This window comes from Stenotrophomonas sp. (genome assembly GCF_032103445.1).
Lineage (GTDB): Bacteria > Pseudomonadota > Gammaproteobacteria > Xanthomonadales > Xanthomonadaceae > Stenotrophomonas.
This window is the reverse complement of sequence record NZ_DAMDFR010000010.1, coordinates 67762-88827: the sequence shown is the minus strand read 5'-3', so window position 1 is coordinate 88827 and position 21066 is coordinate 67762. Positions and strand designations below refer to the sequence as shown.

The following is a 21066-nucleotide window of genomic DNA, read 5'->3' as shown; positions in this document are numbered from 1 at the left end:
CCACGATGCGTAGTTTCATCATCGTGTTGCGCCCTCTTCGATGACCCGCTCGAATGGGCCGGCCGGGGCACCGCTGCGGTCGCGCAGCGTGCAGACCGGGCCGTCCGCCCAGCAGTAGCGCACGCGCGTCGCCGTCTGCGCGGCAGGGCTACGCAGAACAACGTCGTGCCCGTCGATATCCGCGTCGGCATAGGTGCACGGCGCTCCATCGGCGGCGCAGAGTTCGAAGCCGATGGGTCGCCGCGCGCCGGTGGTGACCAGTGCGCCAGTGACATCGTCAAAGTGCACCCTCACGTCCGTCGGAGTGCGTGTCGCGCTGCGGGCGGTGGGCCCAGACGGAGGCACACCCGATTCGCCCAGGACGACGTGGCGGGCCAGCCGTGCCAGGCGCCGGCCAAGCTCCTGTTTGTTCGGTGGGTGAATGTCATAGGCGTCGCCGATGTCGATGGCGACGGCAAGCCCGCTCTGCGGGTCTTCTGCGGCCACGCGACGCTGTGCTTCGCGCACCTCGGCCCAACCGCTTTCCACGGGAGCCACGGGCGGCTGGCCATAGCCGGCCAACTGCACGATCAGCAGCGGCGTGTGCGCACCGAACTGTCTGCGCCAGTCATCACGCAGGGTGCGTAGTCGTGTTGCGTAAGCCAGGCCATCGGCGGTGTTGGATTCGCCCTGGTACCACAGCATGCCGCGCAGGGCGGGATTCCCCAGCGGTGCGATCATGCCGTTGTACAGCGTCGACAGGCCGGTGGCGGCATGCCAGGGAGCCAGCGGCGGTGTGTCCTGTCCCGGGGAGGCAAGATACTGCCAGCCCGCATCCAGCTGGACGCGCGTGTCATCGTCGAAACGCACTGCGTGCGCCGACACCGGGCCGGCCAGCCCACCGTCGGCCCAGGTGTCCAGCACGTTGATCACAATGTGATTGGTGCCTGCTTTCAACAGGCCGGGCGGCAGTGGATATGAACGTGGTTCACCCGGCGCGTACTGGCTGCCCACGCCCACCCCGTTTACCCACGTCATGTCGGTTTCATCAACCGGACCGAGCTCTAGCTTGGCCGCCTGCGCCGCCTGTGCGCCGGTCAGCGTGACCTGCGTGCGGTACCAGACCATGCCGTTGTAGTCCGCCAGCGCGGGCACGCCCCAGCGCTCCCATGCGCCCAGCGTGGCCGGTGCTTTCCGCCACTCACCACCTGCGCCCGCCTGCCACGGGGCGTCACCCGGCGTGGCCCCAGGCCGTGAGGTCCACCAGTGCGCCCAATGCCGGCCCCATGCCGCATTCGCGGCGGCGTCGTCCCGTGCCGACAGGGCCAGCAGATCCAGCGCCGCGTCCATGCCGCCCTGCGCACGCAGCGCGTCGGCACTGGACCATGCTTCAATCCGTGAGCCGCCCCAGGCCGCCTGGATCAGGCCCATCGGTACGTTGACCGTCTTCTGCAGCTCGCGCGCGAAGTAATAGCAGGCAGCGGAGAAATCACGCACGGTCTCTGGCGTCACCGGTGCCCAGGCGACTGTGTCGTGGAAGTTCTGCTGCGGTGAGGTCGCCGCGTGCTTTGGCACCGTGAACAGACGGATATCCGGATGTGTGGCAGCGGCAATCTCACCGTCTGCGTTGAGCGCGCGCCACACCGGCAGTTCCATGTTCGATTGCCCGGAACACAGCCACACATCGCCGATCTGCAGGTCCTGAAAGGACTGGCTGCGCTGGCCTGCCCGCACGGTCATCTGATAGGGGCCACCTGCAGCCAGCGGGCGCAGGGTTGCGCGCCAACGGCCGATGGCGTCCGGGTGCGCGGTGGCGCGCTGCGTGGCGAATGTCACCGTTACAGGCGTTCCTGGTGCTGCGTGGCCCCATATCGTGATCGGCTGGTCGCGCTGCAGGACGGCGTGATCCTGGAACAGTGGATGCAGCAGCGGAGTCACGGATTCCTGTGCGATGGCGGGTGATGCACAGCAGGTCGCGATGGCGAAGAGGGTTCGTGCGAACCAGGCGGCGTGGCGGGTCATCGTCCGTCTCCTGGGGCGGAGGGGAACTGGAGAGATTCGTAGTACGACAGGGGGTGTGGGGGTGTGGCCTCGCCTGTTGGTAGCGGTCTGCCGGTGATGGATTGGAAGTAGGACACGCTGGCGTCGCGCCACCATTGGGCCTCGCGGCGTTGGATGTTCAGGTAGGCGGCGATGTTCGCGTGGCGTTCGGGGTCTATCGCGAAGGGCAGCCGGGCAAGGCCCGGCTCTACGGGGTTGAGGGTGGCCCAGGTTTTCTGCATGGCCTCGACTTGGCTAACGCCTCGCGAGTAGCGGGCAATCAGTTCATCCCAGAGCGGGCGGCCGGAGGCCATGCGGTGGTCCCAGGGGACGTGGTGGAACCACAGCAGCAGCGACTCGGGAACCTCTTGGAGGCTGCCGAATTGCTGTGCCACTGCAGGTGCGTATTGGGACACCGCGTTGCTGCCGCGCGCGGTGCGGTCGAAGCCGATGCCGTTGCGATCTGCGCGGTGGTAGTACACGGACGTCCAGTCTGCGCGTGGGCCGCCGTCCACCCAGGGGCCGGGGCCGTAATGATGCCCCCGCGCCATCAGGTGATGCAGACCCAGCGGAGTCATGTAGTTCACCGCCGCCTCGCGCGAGCCCATCATCATGTCGACGATGGGCTGCACCACGGCCGGATCCGACGAGAACGTCATGGCCGCCCACTCCGCCGCGATATCGCGTACGGATTGATGCGGATTCCACGCCAGCCGACCGAACGCATACCAGTTTGCCTGGTCGAAATGTGAGCCGGTCCAGGTTCTGTCGTTGCCGATATTGGCGACGCCGGCCATGCCGGTCAGCGCATGATGCTCCAGCGTGCCATCAATCACCCGCGCCACGGTGGAGCCGTCGCCACGCGCGTGAGTGTCCGACTGCAGCACTTCCTCGTACAACGGCCCCAGGTACACCAGGTGCGTGGCGAAGCCGAGATACTCCTTGGTGATCTGCAACTCGAGCATCAGCGGCGTGCGCGGCATCGCCCCGAACAACGGATGGAACGGCTCACGCGGCTGGAAATCCAGTGGGCCGTTCTTTACCTGCACGATCACGTTGCGGCGGAAGTCCCCGTCCAGGGCTTTGAACTCGGTATACGCCTGGGTGGTGCGGTCCGCCGGAACATCGGGTGCGTAGACAAAGGCCCGCCACATCACCACGCCGCCGTGGGGCGCCAGTGCGTCCGCCAGCAGGTTGGCACCGTCGGCATGCGAGCGACCGTAGTCCTGCGGACCGGGTTGCCCTTCCGAGTTCGCCTTGACCAGGAAGCCACCAAAGTCCGGTATCCGCGCATAGATCTCGTCCACCTTGTGCCGCCACCAACGCTGCACGTCGCGATCCAGCGGATCGGCAGTCGTGAGTCCGCCCAGTTCCATCGGCGCGCTGAAGCGCGCACTGAGATACACGCGAATCCCATACGGCCGCAGCACATCGGCGAGCGCCGCCGCCTTTATCAGATACTCCGGAGCCAGACTCCAGGCGCTGGCATTCACGTTGTTCAGCACCGCCCCGTTGATGCCTGTCGAGGCGTTGGCACGTGCATAGTCGGTGTAACGCGGGTCGCGCCACTCCGGCAGGCTCTGCCAATCCCACAGTGAACGTCCTGCGTAGCCGCGTTCGACGTGGCCATCCAGGTTGTCCCAGTGGTCCAGCACCCGCAGCGCTACCCGCGGTGATTCGCGCACATCCAGGTGTTTCAGCGGCGCGCCGGTCTGCAGCAGACGCAGCAGATGAAACACGCCGTACAGCACGCCGATGTCCTGTCGCGCAGCCACCAGAATCACGTCACGACCGTTCTGCTGCGCACGCCTGATCAGGTAGCCTTCGTTACCCAGCGCAGCCAGCTCTCCACCCAGCGGCGCGATCAACGGTGACGACTGTGGCGTACCCAGAACAAGGGCCCCGTCGGCGGCAACCGTAGTCCGCAACGGGGGGGCATGCCCGAGCAAGCCGGCAAGACCGCGCACCAGCTCCTCACGCGCGGCGCGCTGCGTAGGCGTGCCATTGGGCGCGACAATCTCCCGCAGCTGTTCGCTGCGTTCTGCAGCCAGTGCGGGTGTCAGTGGAACGTAGCGCATCCACAGCGCGTAGCCATCCTCCGCGCGCACGTTGCCCGCGAACGCCAGCAACGCAGCGAACAACAGTGAAATCCAATGACACCGCGCGACAAGGCGGCCTGTCGGCAGCGTTGCGGATAAACGCGGTAAGCTGGGGACGTGCGCAGGGTGCGCCATCATCCGCCCTCGTTGCAGCGCGGCAGCGTCACGAAGATCGAAGGGAAAGCGTATTGGACAAGCCGAAGAAATCGGTCCGCCGCAAGACCAGCGGCGTGACGATCGACGAGGTGGCAGCCCGGGCCGGCGTATCGCCGATGACGGTGTCGCGGGTGATCAACCAAGGGAAGGTGCGCGACACCACGCGCGAGCGTGTGATGGCTGCGGTGCGGGAGCTGGGCTACACACCGAATCTGGCCGCCAGCAGCCTGGCCGCCGCGCAACACACCCGGGTTGCATTGATCTACACCAATCCCAGCGGTGCCTACCTGCGCGAGCTGCTGGTCGGCCTGCTGCGGGTGGCATCCAATGCCGCCATCCAGCTGGTGATCGACTACTGGGACACGCTGGAACCGGCGGCGGAGCGCAAGGCCGCCCGTGCATTGTCCGGTCGCGTGGATGGCGTGATACTGCCGCCGCCGTTGTGCGAATCGCCGGCGGCGGTGAGCGAACTGGTCAAGGCTGGCATTCCGGTCATTGCGATTGCCTCGGGTCGGCTGGGTGACGGTATCTCCTGCGTTCGCATCGACGATTTCCACGCCGGCAAGGAAATGGCCGAACACCTCCTCCAGCACGGCCACACCCGCATTGGCTTCATCTGCGGGCGCCACGATCTCAGCGCGAGCGCACGCCGTTACGAAGGGTTTGTGACCGCGTTGCACGAGGCCGGGCTGGAGGTTGAATCCGGGCTGGTCCAGCACGGCGACTACACCTACCGTTCCGGCCTTGACGCGGCCGAGAAGCTGCTGTCCCACCCGCACCCGCCCACCGCGGTGTTCGCCAGCAACGACGACATGGGTGCGGCCGTCATTTCGGTCGCGCACCGGCGCGGTCTGGATGTGCCACGCGACCTGTCCGTGGTGGGCTTCGATGACAGCTCGGCCGCCACCACGGTGTGGCCGGAGCTGACCACCGTGCAGCAGCCGATCGGTGCGATGGCCGATGCCGCGCTGGAACTCCTGCTGCGCAGCATACGGCGCAAGGGCGAAGCGCCCCTCGAACTGACCGACCACCTGGTCCCGCACCGTCTGGTGGTGCGGGATTCGGTGGCGAGGCCGCCGAAGCGTCGATAGCGCCGCAGGGATGGTCACTTGCCCGGGCATGCAACCGTGACTTCGGCTTCGTTCAACGCCCCCAGGGCCACGCGCGAGACGGACACCGTCATCGCCCCGGTAGTCCCCAGCGACCAGGGCCGGTCCAGCTTGCTGACATCCGCACCTGCGGCGGTCAGGCATTTCAACGGAACGCCCACCCGCTTCCATTCACCCACCGGCAGTGCCGCCAGGGTCGGCCCCACGTCAACACGGGCCGAACAACCGGTGCCGCAGCCGACCGCCAGCCACGCCTTGCCCTTCGGCGCGGCATCAACACGCAGCGTGGTCAGCAGCATCAGGTCACCGTTGCTTTCGCGCTGCACATCCAGTGGGGTATGCGATTGCAGCGCAACGGTGGCCTCGCCCTTGCCCGACCAGGCAAGGCGGCGCCCGTCTTCCTGCTGCAGGTGGTCCACGCCCGTGACCTTCAACAGATCGCCGTCGAGGGATTCCGGCACTTTGGTGACGGTCACGCCCTGCCCCGTCGGGTTTTCCAATCGAAGCGCGATTCCGGAACCGGCGTCGCCGCGCGCGAAGTACACGCCCGCCGCACCTTCATTGCCGGTCACGCCGGATTCCTCCGGCAGTGCCGCGAGGTCGCCCTTGTCGGCGTAGGTCAGGCCGTAGCCGAAGGCAAACTGCGGGTTGTAGTCCTTCTGCCCGACATTGTTGGCGTATTGCGTGGCGGTGCGTGGCCAGCTGAAGCTGAGCTTGCCCTTGAAGTCGTGCTGCACGCTGCCATCCGGCTTGCGCAGCAGTACATCGGCAATGCCTGCACCTTCCGAACCCGGCAGCCAGGCGGCCACGAACGCATCGGACGCATTGATCTCACGGTTCACCCACAGCGGGCGGCCACTCAGGAACACCGCCACCACCGGAATGCCATCCGCCTTCAGGCGCTTGAGCAGTTCCAGGTCTGCATCATCGCCCGGCTTGTAGGCCAGTGTGGGCAGGTCACCCTGGAACTCGGCATACGGGTTCTCGCCGAACACCACCACCGCCACATCCGGCTTGGTGGTGTACTTGCCGTCCACCGCCAGCACAGCCTCACCGCCTGCTGCCTTGGCCTGCTTCGCGATCCCTTCGTAGATGGTGTCGGCGTTCGGGAAGTCCTTGCGGGTGGTGCCAGTGCCCTGCCAGTTCAGCGTCCAGCCGCCTGCCTGTTTGCCCACATCATTGGCCCCATCACCGGCCACCAGGATGCGCTGCTTCGGTGCCAGTGGCAGCACGCCACCCTGGTTCTTCAGCAGTACCAGCGACTCGCGCACTGCCTGCCGGGCCACCTCGCGATGTTCGGGTGCACCGATCAGCGCGAACTGGCCGCCCACCGCACGTGTTGACGGCTTGCCCGCTTCAAACAGGCCCAGGCGCATCTTCACCCGCAGAATCCGCCGTACCGCTTCGTCCAGCCGTTCCTGGCTGATGGTGCCGTCTTTCACAGCCGCCAGCGTGGTGTCGTAGAAGCCCTTCCAGCTGTCCGAGGCCATCGCCATGTCCAGGCCGGCGTTGATCGTGGCCGGGCAGTCGGTGGTGGTGCAGCCTTTCACCTGGCCATGGCCGTTCCAGTCGCCGACCACAAAGCCGCCGAAGTTCATCCGGCCTTTCAGCGCGTCGGTGAGGTACGGCTTGTGCCCGTGCATCTTTTCGCCGTTGACGCTGTTGAACGACGCCATCGCGGTCTGCGCACCGGCGGCGATCGCCGGCGGATAGCCGGCGTTATGGATGCGCACCAGTTCCGCTTCGCTGATCTTCGTGTCGCCCTGGTCCTTGCCATCGGTGGTGCCGCCGTCACCGAGGAAATGTTTGACCGAGGCGATCACATGCCGGCCATCCAGGAACTCGGGAGAGCCCACCTTGCCCTGCAGGCCTTCAACCATCCTGCCGGAGTAGCTGGCCACGATGTCCGGGGATTCGGAATAGCCCTCATAGGTGCGACCCCAGCGGTCGTCCTGCGGTACCGCCACGGTCGGGGCGAAGGTCCACTCCATGCCAGTGGCACGGGTTTCCAGTGCGGTGATCTCGCCGATCCGGTGCAGCAGATCCGGATTGCGCGTTGCGCCCAGGCCGATGTTGTGCGGGAACAAGGTGGCCCCGACGATGTTGCTCTGCCCGTGCACGGCATCGATACCGAACAGCACCGGAATGGCCTTGCCGCCCTGTGAGGTATCCATGGATGCTTCATAGAAGGCATCGGCCAGCGCCAGCCACTCGGCCGGCGACGCATCGTAACGGCCGCCCGGGTCGGAGTTGCCGCCGGCCAGGATCGAGCCCAGGCGGTACTTGCGCAGGTCGTCCGGGGTAATGCTGGCGATATCGCCCTGCACCAGCTGACCCACCTTCTCCTCGACGGTCATGGTGGCCATCAGGTCGGTGATGCGCTTTTCCATCGCGGCATCTTCGGCCAGCGGCCAGGTCACCTGCGGCCAGGGGTTGGCATCGGCCTGGGTCGCTGCGGGCACGGCGGCCTTGTCTTCGCCCTTGCAGGCGGCCAGCGCCAGCAGCAGGGCGACAATCAGAACGCCGCTACGGCGCGTCGAGTCGTGGTAGGTCATGGTGGTCATCCTTGTGGGCGCGTTCAGCGCAACAGGTACTGGTTGATCAGGTTCTCATAACGTTCCTGCTTGCCGCTGACCTGCTTCGGCTCGCCGCCCTTCGCCCCCAGCGCCGCCAGATCGACAAGACTGAGCGCGCCGCGTTCGAACTGCTGGCCGGCTCCGCTGTCGAAGCTGGCGTAACGCTCTTTCCGCCACTGCTCCCACGGCGAATCGTTCAACAACCCATGCGCCACTTCCAGTCCGCGTGCGAACGCATCCATGCCGCCGATGTGGGCAATGAACAGATCGTCCAGATCGGTGGATTCGCGGCGGACCTTGGCGTCGAAGTTCAAGCCGCCTTCCAGCCCGCCCTGGCGCAGCACCACCAGCATGGCACCCACCGTGTCGTACAGGTCGGTCGGGAACTGGTCGGTATCCCAGCCGTTCTGGGCGTTGCCGCGATTGGCGTCGATGCTGCCGAGCAGACCGTGGTCAGACGCCACCTGCAGATCGTGCTCGAAGGTGTGCCCGGACAACGTCGCGTGGTTGGCCTCGATATTGAGCTTGAAGTCCTTCTCCAGCCCGTGCTCCTTCAGGAAGCCGGCCACGGTGGCACTGTCGAAGTCATACTGGTGCTTCATCGGCTCCATCGGCTTGGGCTCGATCAGGAAGTTGCCCTTCAAGCCGATGCTGCGGCCGTAGTCGCGGGCCATGGTGAGGAAGCGGGCGAAGTGGTCGACCTCGCGCTTCATCTGGGTGTTCACCAGCGAGGCGTAGCCTTCGCGGCCGCCCCAGAACACATAGTGCTCGCCACCCAGCTCGACGGTGGCTTCCAGTGCGGCTTTGACCTGCACCGCGGCGCGTGCGACCACGGCGAAGTCCGGATTGGTGGAGGCACCGTTCATATAGCGCGGGTGCGAGAACAGGTTGGCCGTGCCCCACAGCAGCTTCATGCCGGTGGCGTCCTGGCGGGCCTTGGCCAGCCCGACCATGTGCTTCAGGTTCTTCTCGTACTGGGCCGGGTCGTCGGCGTCCGGGGCAAGGTCGATGTCGTGGAAGCACCAGTACGGCACGCCGAGTTTGGTGAAGAACTCGAATGCGGCATCCACCTTGGCTTCAGCACTCGCCATCGGCGAGCTGGACTCCCACGGGAAATGGCGGGTGCCCGGGCCGAACGGATCATGTCCGGCGTTGCAGAAGGTGTGCCAGTAGCACACGGCGAAACGCAGGTGCTCCTGCATGGTCTTGCCGCCGATGACCTTGTTGGCGTCGTAGACCTTGAACGCCAGCGGATTGTCCGAGCCGCGACCTTCGAACGGGATGCGGCCAATGCCGGGGAAGTACTCCTTGGCGCCGATGTAGGGCTGCGTGCTCATGGTGCATGTTCCTTTGGTTATGCGAGGTGTCGCGAAAAGAGAGATCAGCCGCGCTGCAGCGGCGTGATGGCGTCGAGGTGGCGCAGATAGCGGGCGTAGGCGCTGGCATAGGCCTGGGTGCGCGCCGGATCCGGCTGTGCCGAAAGCGAGGCATCCAGTGCGACGTGCCGGTCGGTGATGTCGTGGATGGACGCCGCATCGCCGCGCGAACGGCCCAGCGCCCACAGCGCCTGCAGCGCCGCACCGAACGCTGCGCCCTCGGCCTGCACCGGCACATCCACCGGCAAGCCGAATACATCAGCGACCAGCTGCCGCCATTCGGCGCTGTTGCTGCCGCCGCCGGTCAGCACGATGCGGTCGAACTGCATGCCGGCACGCACGAAGGCGTCGTAGCCATATTTCAGGCTGTAGGTGGCCCCTTCCATGGCCGCGCGGTAGAGGTGTGCCGGGGTCATGTTGGTGGTATCCAGGCCCGCCAGTACGCCCTTGCCGTGCGGCAGATCCGGCGTGCGCTCGCCGTTGAGGAACGGCAGCATCACCAGCCCGTCGGCCCCTGGCGCGGTGGCGCGCAGATGCGCATCGCCATCACGGGTGCTGAATCCGAAGGCCTTGGCAACCTGTTCGGTCACCACCGTACAGTTCATGGTGCAGATCAGCGGCAGCCAGCCGCCGGTCGAGGAACAGAACGCGGCCCACGCGCCCTCCGGGTCGACCACCGGGGTGTCGGAGTAGGCAAACAGCGTTCCGGAGGTGCCCAGGCTCATCGCCAACCGCCCGGGGACGACGCAGCCGGTACCAATGGCCGCCATCATGTTGTCGCCTCCGCCGACCGCCACCTTCGCGGTTGCCGGAACACCCAGTGCCGCGGCGGTGGCAGGATCCACGTCGAACAAGGCATCAGGCTCGGCGATGGGCGGCAGGCAGGCCGCAAGGTCCCGGTCCGGATCAGTGGCGCGCAGCAGTTCTTTCGACCAGGTGCGGGTCCGCACGTCCAGCCAGCCGGTTCCGGAGGCGTCCCCGTACTCGCAGAAACGCTGCCCGGTCAGCACGAAGTTGAGGTAGTCGTGGGGCAGCAGGATGGTCGCCAGGCGCGCGTAGGCTTCAGGGCGATGCGCCTTGGTCCACGGCAGCTTCGACGCCGTATAACCGGTCAGCACCGGGTTGCCGGCCAGCGCGATGGTGCGGGCGGGGCCGCCTACCGCGTCCATGATCTGCACGCACTCGGCCGAGGTGCTGGTGTCGCACCACAGCTTGGCCGGTGCCAGCACGTCGCCTGCCGCATCCACCGGCACGAACCCATGCTGCTGGCCGGACACCGCGAGCGCGGCAATGCGGGAGCGCACGGCGGGATCAATTGCCTGGAAACACGCATGCAATGCGGCAACCCAATCTGCGGGCGGCTGCTCACGGCTGCCGTCGTTTCCGCTGCTCAATGCCAGCGGCGCACTGCTGGAGCCAGCGATCGTGCGTGTAACCGCGTCGTACACCAACACCTTCAGGCTTTGGGTTCCTGCGTCGATTCCTGCAACCAGATCCATCAATCCTGCCTCATGCGTGTTCAAAGTTAGCGCTACCTCGGACGGTCGAAAGCCAGCGTTCTGCCGGCTAAGCCAGAGCCAGCGGGCGCGGCCACACGTCCGCTGCAGCCCTGCAGTACTGCTCGATGAAGCTGTCCTGCGACGGCATCCTGGCAACGGCCTGCTGCAGCGGCTGCTGGATCCGCGTCAGCAAGGTGTGCAGATCGGCGTCGCTCAGGGCACGCGCCAATGGATGCGGAGCACCGGGCTGGATCCCCTGCCCCATCAGCACACTGGTCCAGGAATCCACGCGGAACAGTTCGCCCGGGTCCTGCCAGGCGTGCGCGCGTTCGCGCCAGGCACGCAGGCGGATGTCCAGCGAATCCGGCAAGGCCATCTCGCGACAAGCCTTCCACATCGGCTCGTCGCGCTGGGTGGCGTGGTAATGCAGGATGATGAAGTCGCGTACGTGCTCCATCTCCTGCTGGCTGACCTCATTGAACAGTCGCACCAGCGACGGGCTGATGCCGTCGAACGGGAACAGCTGGATCAGGCGCACCACGGCGCTGATGGTCAGGTGAATGCTGGTGGACTCGAGCGGCTCGATGAACCCGCTGGCCAGGCCCAGCGACACCACGTTCTGGTTCCAGGCCTTCAGCCGGCGCCCGCTGCGGAACGGCACCAGCCACGGGTCGCGCAGGGGTTCGCCCTCCACATCCCGCAGCAATTTTGCATGCGCCTCATCGTCGGACATGTGCCGGCTGGAGAACACCAGCCCGCAGCCGACGCGGTGCTGCAGCGCGATATGCCAACGCCAGCCCGCCTCATGCGCGATGGCGCGCGTGTACGGCACCGGCGGCGCAACCGACTCGGTCTGCACCGCCACGGCGCGGTCACTGGGCAACCATTCGTGCCAGTCGTCGTAGCCGGTCTTCAAGGTCTGCTCGATGAGCAGGCCGCGGAAGCCGGTGCAGTCGATGAACAGGTCGCCTTCGAGGACCTGCCCGTCCTCCAGCACCAGCGCCTGCACCGAACCGTCATGCGCGTGCTGCCGGACTTCACGGATCTTGCCTTCCACGCGTTTCAGGCCCTGCGCTTCGGCGCGGCGGCGCAGGAACTTCGCGTACAGCCCGGCATCGAAGTGGTAGGCGTAGCTCACCTGCGGCTGGGTCTCCAGCGAGAACCGATCACCGCGCGAGGCAAGGCTTTCCAGGCAGAAGTCGCCCAGATCCGAAGGCATGCCGCGACGCAGGCTGTCCAGCCAGAAGTGATGGAAGGGCGTGGCCCAGGTGTTCTGCCCGATCGTGCCGAACGGATGGAAGAAGCGCTCGCCGGGGCGACGCCAGTTCTCGAACGAAATCGAGAGCTTGAACGTGCCGGCGACCTCGCGCATAAATTCCTGTTCGTCGATCTGCAGGAAGCGGTGGAAGGTGCGGATCGGCGGCACCGTCGACTCGCCTACCCCCACCGTGCCGATCTGCTCGGATTCCACCAAGGTGATCTCCAGCTGGTCGCGGAACTGATGCGACAGCGCGCAGCCGGCCAGCCAGCCCGCCGTGCCACCGCCGGCGATGACGACCCTGCGGATTCGCCCTTCGGTTGTCTCAGCAGCGTTCAATGCTCTGCTCCCCTCATCGGTTGAGTCGACCCAGCAGCTGGGCACGCACCCGGCGCGCCTGCGTCTCGTCGAACGGTGCCAGTTCCCCGCGTGCGGCCTCGGGCAGGTGCTGCCCCGCGCGCTCGCCAGGACCGAAAACGTAGTACTGGAAGATCTTTGCCCACGCCTGCTTCTCCCGTTCCGGCAGATCGCGCAGCGCCCACATGGCGTGCTGCAGCGCAGGCAGCGGGGACGACAGGAACGCCGGCGAACTGCGCCACCAGTAATTCACCAGCACGTTGAACGGCTCGAGGCTGCGCACGTGATGCCACCACATGCTGGGAATGAAGATGGCGTCGCCGGGCTCCAGCACCGCGGTCTGCGCGCTTGCCAGTGCTTCACGGAAGCGCGGGTGGCGGTCGAAGTCCGGCTGGTCGAAATCCACCACGCTGATCACCTGCCCGCCTGGGGTGGGCTCCAATGGCCCCGGATAGAGGTTGTCGATCTGCTCCGGTGGAAACAGGGTGAACCGGCGCCGGCCCACCGCACAGCAGGCCAGGTTGTCCGGTGTGTCGAAATGGCAGGAGGCGGTGACCCGGTTGCCGATCCAGATGCTGGCCGAGGCGTTGATGCCCAGCGCCGCCAGGCCGGCGTCGTTGTGCTGTGCGAAACCGGGCAAGGCCCGCTCGATCAGCAGCGAGGCCACATAGTAGGTGGGTGGGCGCGCGACCTCGAAGGTACTGGCAATCTCGTCGAGCACCGCGCTCAGCGCCCCACGCCGGACCTCGAAATTCAACCGGGTGAAGTCCGCGTTGTAGAACGGGCGGCCGTTGATCTCGGGCGCGCCAAATGAATACTGCACCGGCGCACCGGCGTCGAAACCCCGCAGATAGTCCAGCGCCTCGGCCGTAGAGCGCCGCCCCGCCTGGACCAGCGCCCAGTCACGTGCAATACCGCGCAGCACCACCGGCTCGCCGGCAGCCACCAGGGCCTCCATGGGCAGCGCGGCGGGGTCCAACCCGTCCAGCGTCCGCATGGCCACGCCGTGCAGCATGGGTCAGTTCCTGCTGGACATGGCAGTGTCCTGCAGCCGCAGGCGCCGCTGCTTCTCGGCGATCAGGCGACGCATGTTGTGCAGCGATGCCAGCATCAGATACACGCCCTCGAGATAGCCCGCGCCATTCAGTTCGGCCAGCGCCGCACCGTCCAGCTGGGCCAGCCGATCACGGTCAATCGCATGCAGCCCATTGACGTTTACGCGGTGCTGGGAGTCAATCTGCACGTCCAGCGCCACCGGCTGGATCAACCCTTTGGCATCGAGCGCCGCGAACATCTGCGTGCCATACGCGTGCCCATCGTGAATGCCGCGCAGCACGCCGGCGATATGGTCCAGATAAGGGGTATTACCGCCCTGCGGCAGGAACACCGGCTCACCCTGCACGGACGTCACCCGCGGATGATCAAGGTCGACATGCAACACCGCTTCCTGGGTGAGCATTCCATCGATGTGCTGCTCCTGGAATCCGATCAGGAACGGGCCCTTGGCCGCAGCCCCGGGCAGGTAGGACGCATTCCAGCGGCCGTCCTGCAGGTACAGATTCTCATGCTGCTCGAAACCGAGCAGGGCCACCGACTGCCATTCTCCGGTCGCGGTGTCTTTGCGCAGGAAGATCGGGTACTCGCGCTGCAGTTCCGCAAACTCGCTCGGGTACGCCGGCACCATGCCCACCGCGTCACCAAACTCGGGCCCGAAACCGGTGGCCACGCGCAGGTCCCGGTGGGCAATGTTGTTGAGCATTTCGTAACGCGCCATCGTCTCATCCAATTCCATCAGAGCCTTGCGCGGGTGCCACTGCACATGCAGTGGCACCCGTACCCGATCAGAACCTGTAGCGAACGCCCAGCATGTAACGCGGACTCTGGTCAGCCAGTTTCACGATCATCTGCGAGGTGCGCGAACGCCAACGGACGTCCTCACCGGTCAGGTTGATCGCTTCCAGTCCGAACGACCAGTTGTCATTCAGGGTGTAGTTCACGCTGAGATCCCACTGGTCGTACTCTTCCACATAGTACGGGTTTCGGCTGGCACCCTGGTTGGCCAGGATCAGGTATTCGTCGCGCCAGTTCCAGGCCAGGCGGACCGACCAGCCAAACTTTTCGTACATCAGCATCACATTGGCGGTGTCGCTCAGGCCGGTGAGCGAGAACTGGTCGATGTTGGGATCCCCCGCATCGTTGTAGCCCACGTCACCATTGACGATGGTGTAGTTGGCCAGCACGCCGAACCCGGTGTCGCCGAAGAAGTACTGCCCGCCCAGTTCCCAGCCGTGCAGCTTGGATTCGTTCTGGTTGATGGGGCGGTTGACGTTGAACTGGTACAGCGGGTCGGCCGCCGTCCCATACAGGTCGTAGGCTGCTTCGGTGGCCAGAACCTGCGCGTCCGTACCGTTGTAAGCCCCCAACCCGGCCGGGTTGTTGCGCAACAGCGCCAGCGCGGTGAACAGCGCGGTATCGTTGGCATTACAGGCCGCGGCGTTGGCCGCACCCACCTGGCTGACACAGGCGCCACTGGTCAGGAAGGCCAGGGCCGCCTGTGCATCCGGACCAGAGGTCGGGTCACGCAGGCCGTACAGATTCTCCTGCACGATGGTGTTGCCGATGAAGTTGGCCACCTGCTTGTTCCAGTACGTCACCGACACGTAGCTGGCGTCAGCGAAGTACCACTCCAGCGCCAGATCCAGGTTGTCGGACTCGAGCGGCTTCAACTGCGGGTTCTGTGCCGTGCCGCTGGCGCGCACCGACGGATCGATCAGCACCGAGCCGAACGGCTGCTGTGCGGTCGGGCCTGCATACAGGTTGCCGATCGGCGCACGCGCAATGCTCTTGCCGAACGACACGCGGCCCTTCAGGTCGTCCATCAGGTCGATGCTGAAATCGAGGTTCGGCAGAACGTAGCTGTACTTGTTCTTTTCAGTGAACGGCTGCTGCTCATCGGACAGCACCACGCGGAAGTCGTTGTTCGACTGCCACTCGATCGCCTCGGGAATGGCAATGATCGACGTCGACACCACGTCGGTGGTTTCATAGCGCACGCCCAGGCGGGTGTTGGTGCGCATGCCGCCCAGTTCGCCGTCCAGCTCGACCTGGAAATAGGCCGACTTGGTCTTTTCCTCCACCCGGTTGTCGGCCGCGTTCTGCGGGCTGACGCCAAGGTTGGCACCATAATTGGCTGCCGCCCACTGCGCGAGCCGGCCGGCATCGCCACGCCAGGCGGTGAAGCTGTTGGCGCTGTAGTCGTCGAACAGGCCGACGATGTTGACTGGCTGCAGCAGGTCCATCAGCCCGTTGGCGACATCTCCATCAACATTGGCCACGCCCCAGTCGCCCAGGGTGTTGTAGTTCTCCGCGGCCTGGATGCGGTGGGTGGTCTGCTTGCTGGAATCGACACCAAACTGGAAACGGCCGGAGTCGAAGTTCCATTCGCCGTCGATGCGGCCCTGCTTGATTTCGCTGATCTGGGTCTGCGAGTTGATGCGCAGCACCTGCGAGCCGATCTCACCCGGCACGAAGCCCGGGTTGACCACGCCGTTGGTCTTGGCAATGGCGTCCGCCGTGGTCGGATACCAGACCTGGGTGCCCACCGGCAGGCCGTTGTTGAACACCATCTCCTGTACCCAGGAACCGCCGCAGTGCGGCCCGGTCGTGCAGTTGTTGGTGCCGGCGATACTGCTGAAGATGGAGCCGCCGCCGGTCAGCGGATCGTTCGGCAGGCTCTCGTTCTTGGAATTGTGAGCATCGAAGCTCAGCTTGAACCGGTCGGTGACGTCCCATTTGGCATTGAAACCGAGCGAGCCCAGCTTGTACTTCTGCATGCTGCGCTGTTGTTCAAGCCCGAAGTCCTTGGTGCCGGCAATTTCCCGGATGTAGACCGGCGTGGCAATCGCACCGCTGGTATCGAAGGTGACGTCGGTGTAGTTGCTGTTCTGCAGCCACATGCCCTGCTCGCCACGATTCTCCTCGATCTCGTTGGTCGAATAGGTGTAGTCCAGGGTCATGGTGATCGCGTCGGTCGGCGCGAACTGCAGCACCGCCTGGCCATTGATGCGCTCGCGCTCGAACTCGGCGAACGCATAGCGAAGATCATTCGGGCGCGCATACAGGGCCCCGACGGCCGGTGCATTGGTCACGGTCGGGTTGCCCGGCATGGTGCCGGTCCACGGCTGGATGTTCCAGTAGTTGTTGGTGGCCTGCACCGAGCCACCCTTGCGCTTCTGGTAGCTGGCACTGACGCCGACACCCCAGGTCTTGTCCGGATTGCTGTAGCTGAAGATGCCGGATAGTTCGGGCGTGAGGTCGTTGTCGAAGGGCTGGCTGTCATCGTAGACCGCCTTGGCCCCGGCACTGGCAACCAGGCCGTTATGGTCGAACGGGCGCGCGGTCAGGATATTGATGGTGGCACCAATGCCGCCGCTGGGCACATTGGCCTGGCTGGTCTTGTAGACCTCGATGCCGTTGATGGCCTCTGCCGCCAGCTGGGCGAAGTTGAACGCGCGGGTACCGCCATCAATACCGCCGATGGCCACCTGCCCCGCCGCACCGAACGCGTCGGCACCGGGCATCTGGCGCCCGTTGAGGGTCACCATGTTGAACTGCGGGCCAAAGCCTCGCGCGGTCACCTGGGCACCTTCACCGTCACGGCGCTCGATGGAGATACCGGTGATGCGCTGCAGCGATTCGGCCAGGTTGGTATCCGGGAACTTGCCGATGTCCTCGGCACTGATCGCGTCGACCACACCGGCCGAGTCGCGCTTGATGTCCATGGCCTGGCTGAGGCTGTTGCGGATGCCGGTGACCTGCACCGTGTCCAGCTGGGTCGGACTGGCCTGGGCCTGCTGCTGTTGCGGCGCAGGGGCCGGGGTGGTGGCGTCCTGCGCGAACGCGGGATTGATGACCAGGATGCCACCGACGAAGGTGAACATGGCCCGGGATTTGAACTTTGCCAGCTTGCGGCTCATGAACGGGCCCCCAGCTGCACGGTACGGCGAAACGTACAAGCACTCATGACGCTCCCCTCTGACATACGATCGAATGGATGTATCGCCCCTTCCGGGGGCCACCTACGGGCGATGCCCGTTTTCCACACCGAACATCGCAGTGCGCTTTGCACGAACTGCGACTCAACTCGCTTTCAGGACTGCCAGATCGACCGCATGGCATTGGGGGGCACAGTTCTGAGTCTTACCCTGGCTCAGTGGTAGCGCTACCATCTCGTCAGGGCGCAGACTAATCACCCGGTCACACGGTTGTCATCATGCAGCGCAGCAAAGGAACCCATTGCGTGAAAAACAGCAGCAAGGCGGTCCGACGGAAAGCGAGTGCAATCACCATTGACGAAGTAGCCGCGCATGCAGGCGTGTCTGCGATGACGGTTTCGCGTGTAATGAATGGCCATGCCAGCGTGCGCGAAAGCAACCGCGACCGGGTGCTGCGCAGTGTGCGGGAACTGGACTATCGCCCCAACCCCGCCGCCAGTGCGCTGGCCGCCGCGCAGCATGTCTGCATTGCGCTGATCTACACCAATCCCAGTTCAAGCTATCTGCGCGAACTGCTGGTCGGTGCCCTGCGCGGCTCTACACGCGCTGCGGCGCAGCTGATGATCGCCACCTGGGACGGGCTGGACTCGAAGGCGCGGCGCGAGGCGGCGCGGCAGCTGGCCGACAATGTGGCGGGCGTGATTCTGCCGCCGCCGCTGTGCGAATCCCGCGCCATCGTCATGGAGTTTGTGCAGGCCGGCATTCCGGTGGTGGCGATCGCCTCGGGTCATCTCAGCGACAAGGTGTCGTGCGTGCGCATCGATGATCATCGCGCCAGCTACGACATGGTGACGCATCTGATTGCGCAGGGGCACCGGCGCATCGGCTACATCAAGGGTGACCCCAACCAGACCGCCAGCGCACACCGCTGGCTGGGCTATCTGGATGCCCTCTCAGCGGCGGGTATTCAGTTCGATGACAGCGTTGTCCAGCCGGGTCATTTCACCTACCGGTCCGGGCTGCAGGCTGCGGAGCGGTTGCTGTCGCTGCGTAATCGGCCCACGGCGATCTTTGCCAGCAACGATGACATGGCCTCGGCGGTGGTTTCGGTCGCGCACCGGCGTGGGCTTGATGTGCCCGGTGATCTTTCGGTGGTGGGGTTCGATGACACCTCGGCGGCGACGATGGTGTGGCCGGAGTTGACCACGCTGCATCAGCCGGTGGCGGAGATGGCGGATGCGGCGGTTGAGATTCTGCTGCGGGAGATACGGCAAGCAGCCGGTTCAGGGCGCGGAATCGTCAACCGGGTGTTGCCCCACCGGTTGATCCTGCGCGGGTCGGTGTCCAAGCCGTCCGGCTGATGCCACGCCGTAGAGCCACGCCCTGCGTGGCTTCGACCGTGTCTGACGCCGAACGCAGCCACGCAGGGCGTGGCTCTACGGGGCGCGTCCACGTGGTTTATCCAGGCGTGGGCTGCCGTCCTTGTCCCAGCGCACGGGCTGGATGCGCGGCGAGCGCTTCCCGGTGCAGCCCATCTCCGGGCCGGGGTTGGCGTGGTAGACGATCCAGGAGGTGCCGTCGTCCATCTGGAAGAAGCCATTGTGCCCGGGCGCGTACACATTCCCGGCGGGGTTCTTCTCAAGAATGGGCCGCGCCGCCTTTGTCCACGCCGCGGCATCCAGGAGGTTGACCCCCGGCTTGGCCTGCAGCAGCCCAATGGCGTAACCATCGGACCAGCAGGCGCTTCCAGAGTACGTAAGGAACAGATCGCCCTTGGGCCCCTGCAGAAATTCCGGCCCTTCCAGAATCTGCCGCCCGCCTTGCTGCTCCCACGCCTGATCCGGGCGCGCGATGATCGTCTCCTGGCCCGTCAGCGTCCACGGATTGGCCATTTCCACGATGGCCAGCACGCTGTCGGGTCCCACATAGGGTGAGTACACGAAATAGCGTTTGCCGTTGGAAGTGAAGGTGGTGCCGTCGATACCAGGCTGCGCGGTAGCCAGGCGGCCGCGATCGGTCCAAGTGCCTTTGGTCGGGTCCGCGCCGCTGTTCTCGAGCACGAACACACCCCGATGCGCGTCCTCTTTTCCCTCTGGCGCATCACTCGCGGCAGCCGTGTAGTAGATGTACCACTTGCCATCAATGCGGTGCAGTTCCGGGGCCCAGATCGACTTTGCGTTGGCACCGGTTGCCGGCGGACGCCACACGGTGACCTCAGCCGCCTCGTTCAACCGTGCCAGGTCGGTGGTGGCACGGATGGCCAGGCGGTCTCCGTGGGTACCCATGTAATAGAAGACCTGCCCTTCCCTCACGATCCACGGGTCCGGACCCGAGTCGAGCAACGGATTGGTCTTCGCCGGATCCAGTGCGGAAGCGCCTGCCGACGCCTGCAGGAGTGCAGCCACCACCAACGCACGAAGCGTGCCGTTCACCATGTTTCCCCTCCCGAGGGTTACCGCACCGGCAGGCTTGCCAGGCGCTCGCCACCAAAACATATAATCAGACAATAGGCAACTACTGCCGGTCGTCTGAGGAGGGGTCATGCCACATCACCGTACTGACAACATCATAGGGATCAACTGGGGCAGCTCGAACCTGCGGGCATATCTGATCGCCGCGGATGGCCGGTTGCTCGACACACATGAAGAACCCGCCGGCGTGGCGACGTTGTCGCACGACGGCATGGTGATTGCGGCGGACAGCATCCGGGCGCGCTGGCCGAAGGCCGCGCACGCCTATGCAGCTGGAATGATCGGCTCGAACGTCGGCTGGGTGGATGCGGGCTACGTGGACTGCCCCGCAGGCGCGGAAACCGTGGCGGAGCAATTGGTTCCTACCCGGATCGGCAGCCTGGACCTGCGCATCGTGCCGGGTATGGCCTGCGTGCGGGCTGTCGATGGCGCGCCCGATGTAATGCGTGGTGAAGAGACGGAGCTGTTGGGGTTGCTCAGCGGCGGTGCCATTGGTCCTGATGCCGTCGTCGCCCTGCCCGGCACGCACACCAAGTGGATACAGCTGCGCGCAGGCCGGGTGGAGAGTTTCATGACGGCGATGTCAGGTGAGCTGTTTGATCGGCTGGCGGGTGGTGGCCTGCTGGCTTCCGTGCTGGACGGGCCTGGCGTTGGTGGGCCGGCGTTTCTGGAGGGGGTGCGGGTGGGAGCGAAAGGTGCGCTGGGGTTGAGTGCGTTGTTGTTCGGGGTGCGGGCGCGGGTGATTCGCGGGACGTTGCAGCGTGCGGACTCGAGTTCGTATCTACGTGGGGTGTTGGTGGGGGCGGAGATCAGGGATGCGATGGGGTTATTTCCGGCTCTTGGTGAGGACGCTGCGGACGCCGGCCAGCGGCCGGCGCTACCGGTGGTGGGCTCGGGGCCTGTGACGGTGATGTACCAGGCGGCACTGGGCGAACTGGGCGTGGCGTCGCGTGCGGTCGCGTCTTCAGACGCTGTGGTACGGGGCTTTGCCGCGATTCACGCGATGTCGGCGGTAGCTCGCTGAGCGATTGGCCCAACCCGCTTGCTGCGTCGCAACGTGCGTATTGTCTGATTATATGTTTTTGTACGCTCCACGACATCGAGAGGGGTCTGGTGCAATGCTTTCTGGGAAGGGAAAGGCGGCAGGGTTGA

General features: G+C 65.5%; 13 protein-coding genes. 3 read left to right on the top strand and 10 right to left on the bottom strand.

Annotated features, from left to right (window positions below; genetic code table 11):
- Positions 1-18 precede the first annotated feature (18 nt).
- The gene (locus RT551_RS06115) at positions 19-2001 is read right to left on the bottom strand and encodes a sialate O-acetylesterase (RefSeq protein WP_313456506.1); all 1983 of its coding nucleotides are present in this window, start codon (positions 1999-2001) and stop codon (positions 19-21) included.
- Positions 1998-4205, bottom strand: coding sequence for an alpha-glucuronidase family glycosyl hydrolase (locus RT551_RS06110; protein ID WP_313456514.1), 2208 nt, complete (start codon positions 4203-4205; stop codon positions 1998-2000). Before RT551_RS06110 ends, RT551_RS06115 begins: the two co-directional genes overlap by 4 nt.
- 101 nt (positions 4206-4306) lie before the next feature.
- On the opposite strand from RT551_RS06110, the gene RT551_RS06105 reads away from it, so the two are divergent.
- Entirely contained in the window at positions 4307-5365 is a 1059-nt protein-coding gene (locus tag RT551_RS06105) for a LacI family DNA-binding transcriptional regulator (RefSeq protein WP_313456504.1), read from the top strand.
- Positions 5366-5379: 14 nt separating this feature from the next.
- On the opposite strand, the gene RT551_RS06100 is transcribed toward RT551_RS06105, so the two are convergent.
- The 7 genes from RT551_RS06100 to RT551_RS06070 all read right to left on the bottom strand — a co-directional run bounded on the left by RT551_RS06100 (position 5380) and on the right by RT551_RS06070 (position 17425).
- On the bottom strand, positions 5380-7938 hold the full coding sequence (locus tag RT551_RS06100; RefSeq protein ID WP_313456503.1) for an exo 1,3/1,4-beta-D-glucan glucohydrolase: 2559 nt from the start codon (positions 7936-7938) through the stop codon (positions 5380-5382).
- 23 nt (positions 7939-7961) lie between these two features.
- The gene (xylA, locus tag RT551_RS06095) at positions 7962-9296 is read right to left on the bottom strand and encodes a xylose isomerase (RefSeq protein WP_313456500.1); all 1335 of its coding nucleotides are present in this window, start codon (positions 9294-9296) and stop codon (positions 7962-7964) included.
- 44 nt (positions 9297-9340) lie between these two features.
- Positions 9341-10834: a xylulokinase gene (gene xylB / locus RT551_RS06090; RefSeq protein ID WP_313456497.1), complete on the bottom strand. Its 1494-nt coding sequence runs from the start codon at positions 10832-10834 to the stop codon at positions 9341-9343.
- 67 nt (positions 10835-10901) lie between these two features.
- Entirely contained in the window at positions 10902-12431 is a 1530-nt protein-coding gene (locus RT551_RS06085; RefSeq protein ID WP_313456495.1) for a tryptophan halogenase family protein, read from the bottom strand.
- Between the two features lie 13 nt (positions 12432-12444).
- Entirely contained in the window at positions 12445-13464 is a 1020-nt protein-coding gene (locus RT551_RS06080) for a cupin-like domain-containing protein (protein ID WP_313456492.1), read from the bottom strand.
- Between the two features lie 3 nt (positions 13465-13467).
- The gene (locus RT551_RS06075) at positions 13468-14223 is read right to left on the bottom strand and encodes a SapC family protein (RefSeq protein ID WP_313456490.1); all 756 of its coding nucleotides are present in this window, start codon (positions 14221-14223) and stop codon (positions 13468-13470) included.
- A gap of 67 nt (positions 14224-14290) precedes the next feature.
- On the bottom strand, positions 14291-17425 hold the full coding sequence (locus RT551_RS06070; RefSeq protein ID WP_313456489.1) for a TonB-dependent receptor: 3135 nt from the start codon (positions 17423-17425) through the stop codon (positions 14291-14293).
- Between the two features lie 407 nt (positions 17426-17832).
- On the opposite strand from RT551_RS06070, the gene RT551_RS06065 reads away from it, so the two are divergent.
- Positions 17833-18804, top strand: a complete 972-nt coding sequence (locus tag RT551_RS06065) for a LacI family DNA-binding transcriptional regulator (RefSeq protein WP_313456488.1) — start codon at positions 17833-17835, stop codon at positions 18802-18804.
- Between the two features lie 75 nt (positions 18805-18879).
- Here the strand turns inward: RT551_RS06065 and RT551_RS06060 are convergent, their stop codons facing one another.
- Complete coding sequence (locus RT551_RS06060; RefSeq protein WP_313456486.1) at positions 18880-19875, bottom strand: glycoside hydrolase family 43 protein; 996 nt, start codon at positions 19873-19875, stop codon at positions 18880-18882.
- A gap of 109 nt (positions 19876-19984) precedes the next feature.
- Here RT551_RS06060 and RT551_RS06055 point away from each other — a divergent pair, with 109 nt between their 5' ends.
- Positions 19985-20938, top strand: coding sequence for a 2-dehydro-3-deoxygalactonokinase (locus RT551_RS06055; RefSeq protein ID WP_313456483.1), 954 nt, complete (start codon positions 19985-19987; stop codon positions 20936-20938).
- The last annotated feature ends 128 nt before the right edge of the window (positions 20939-21066 follow it).

What these genes read in the sequence shown, in the direction of transcription:
- RT551_RS06080 (WP_313456492.1), bottom strand. Translation starts at nt 13,464, where the DNA reads ATGCTGCACGGCGTGGCCATGCGGACGCTGGACGGGTTGGACCCCGCC.
- RT551_RS06055 (WP_313456483.1), top strand. Translation starts at nt 19,985, where the DNA reads ATGCCACATCACCGTACTGACAACATCATAGGGATCAACTGGGGCAGC.
- RT551_RS06070 (WP_313456489.1), bottom strand. Translation starts at nt 17,425, where the DNA reads ATGAGCCGCAAGCTGGCAAAGTTCAAATCCCGGGCCATGTTCACCTTC.
- RT551_RS06115 (WP_313456506.1), bottom strand. Translation starts at nt 2,001, where the DNA reads ATGACCCGCCACGCCGCCTGGTTCGCACGAACCCTCTTCGCCATCGCG.
- RT551_RS06075 (WP_313456490.1), bottom strand. Translation starts at nt 14,223, where the DNA reads ATGGCGCGTTACGAAATGCTCAACAACATTGCCCACCGGGACCTGCGC.
- xylA (WP_313456500.1), bottom strand. Translation starts at nt 9,296, where the DNA reads ATGAGCACGCAGCCCTACATCGGCGCCAAGGAGTACTTCCCCGGCATT.
- RT551_RS06065 (WP_313456488.1), top strand. Translation starts at nt 17,833, where the DNA reads ATGACGGTTTCGCGTGTAATGAATGGCCATGCCAGCGTGCGCGAAAGC.
- RT551_RS06100 (WP_313456503.1), bottom strand. Translation starts at nt 7,938, where the DNA reads ATGACCTACCACGACTCGACGCGCCGTAGCGGCGTTCTGATTGTCGCC.
- xylB (WP_313456497.1), bottom strand. Translation starts at nt 10,834, where the DNA reads ATGGATCTGGTTGCAGGAATCGACGCAGGAACCCAAAGCCTGAAGGTG.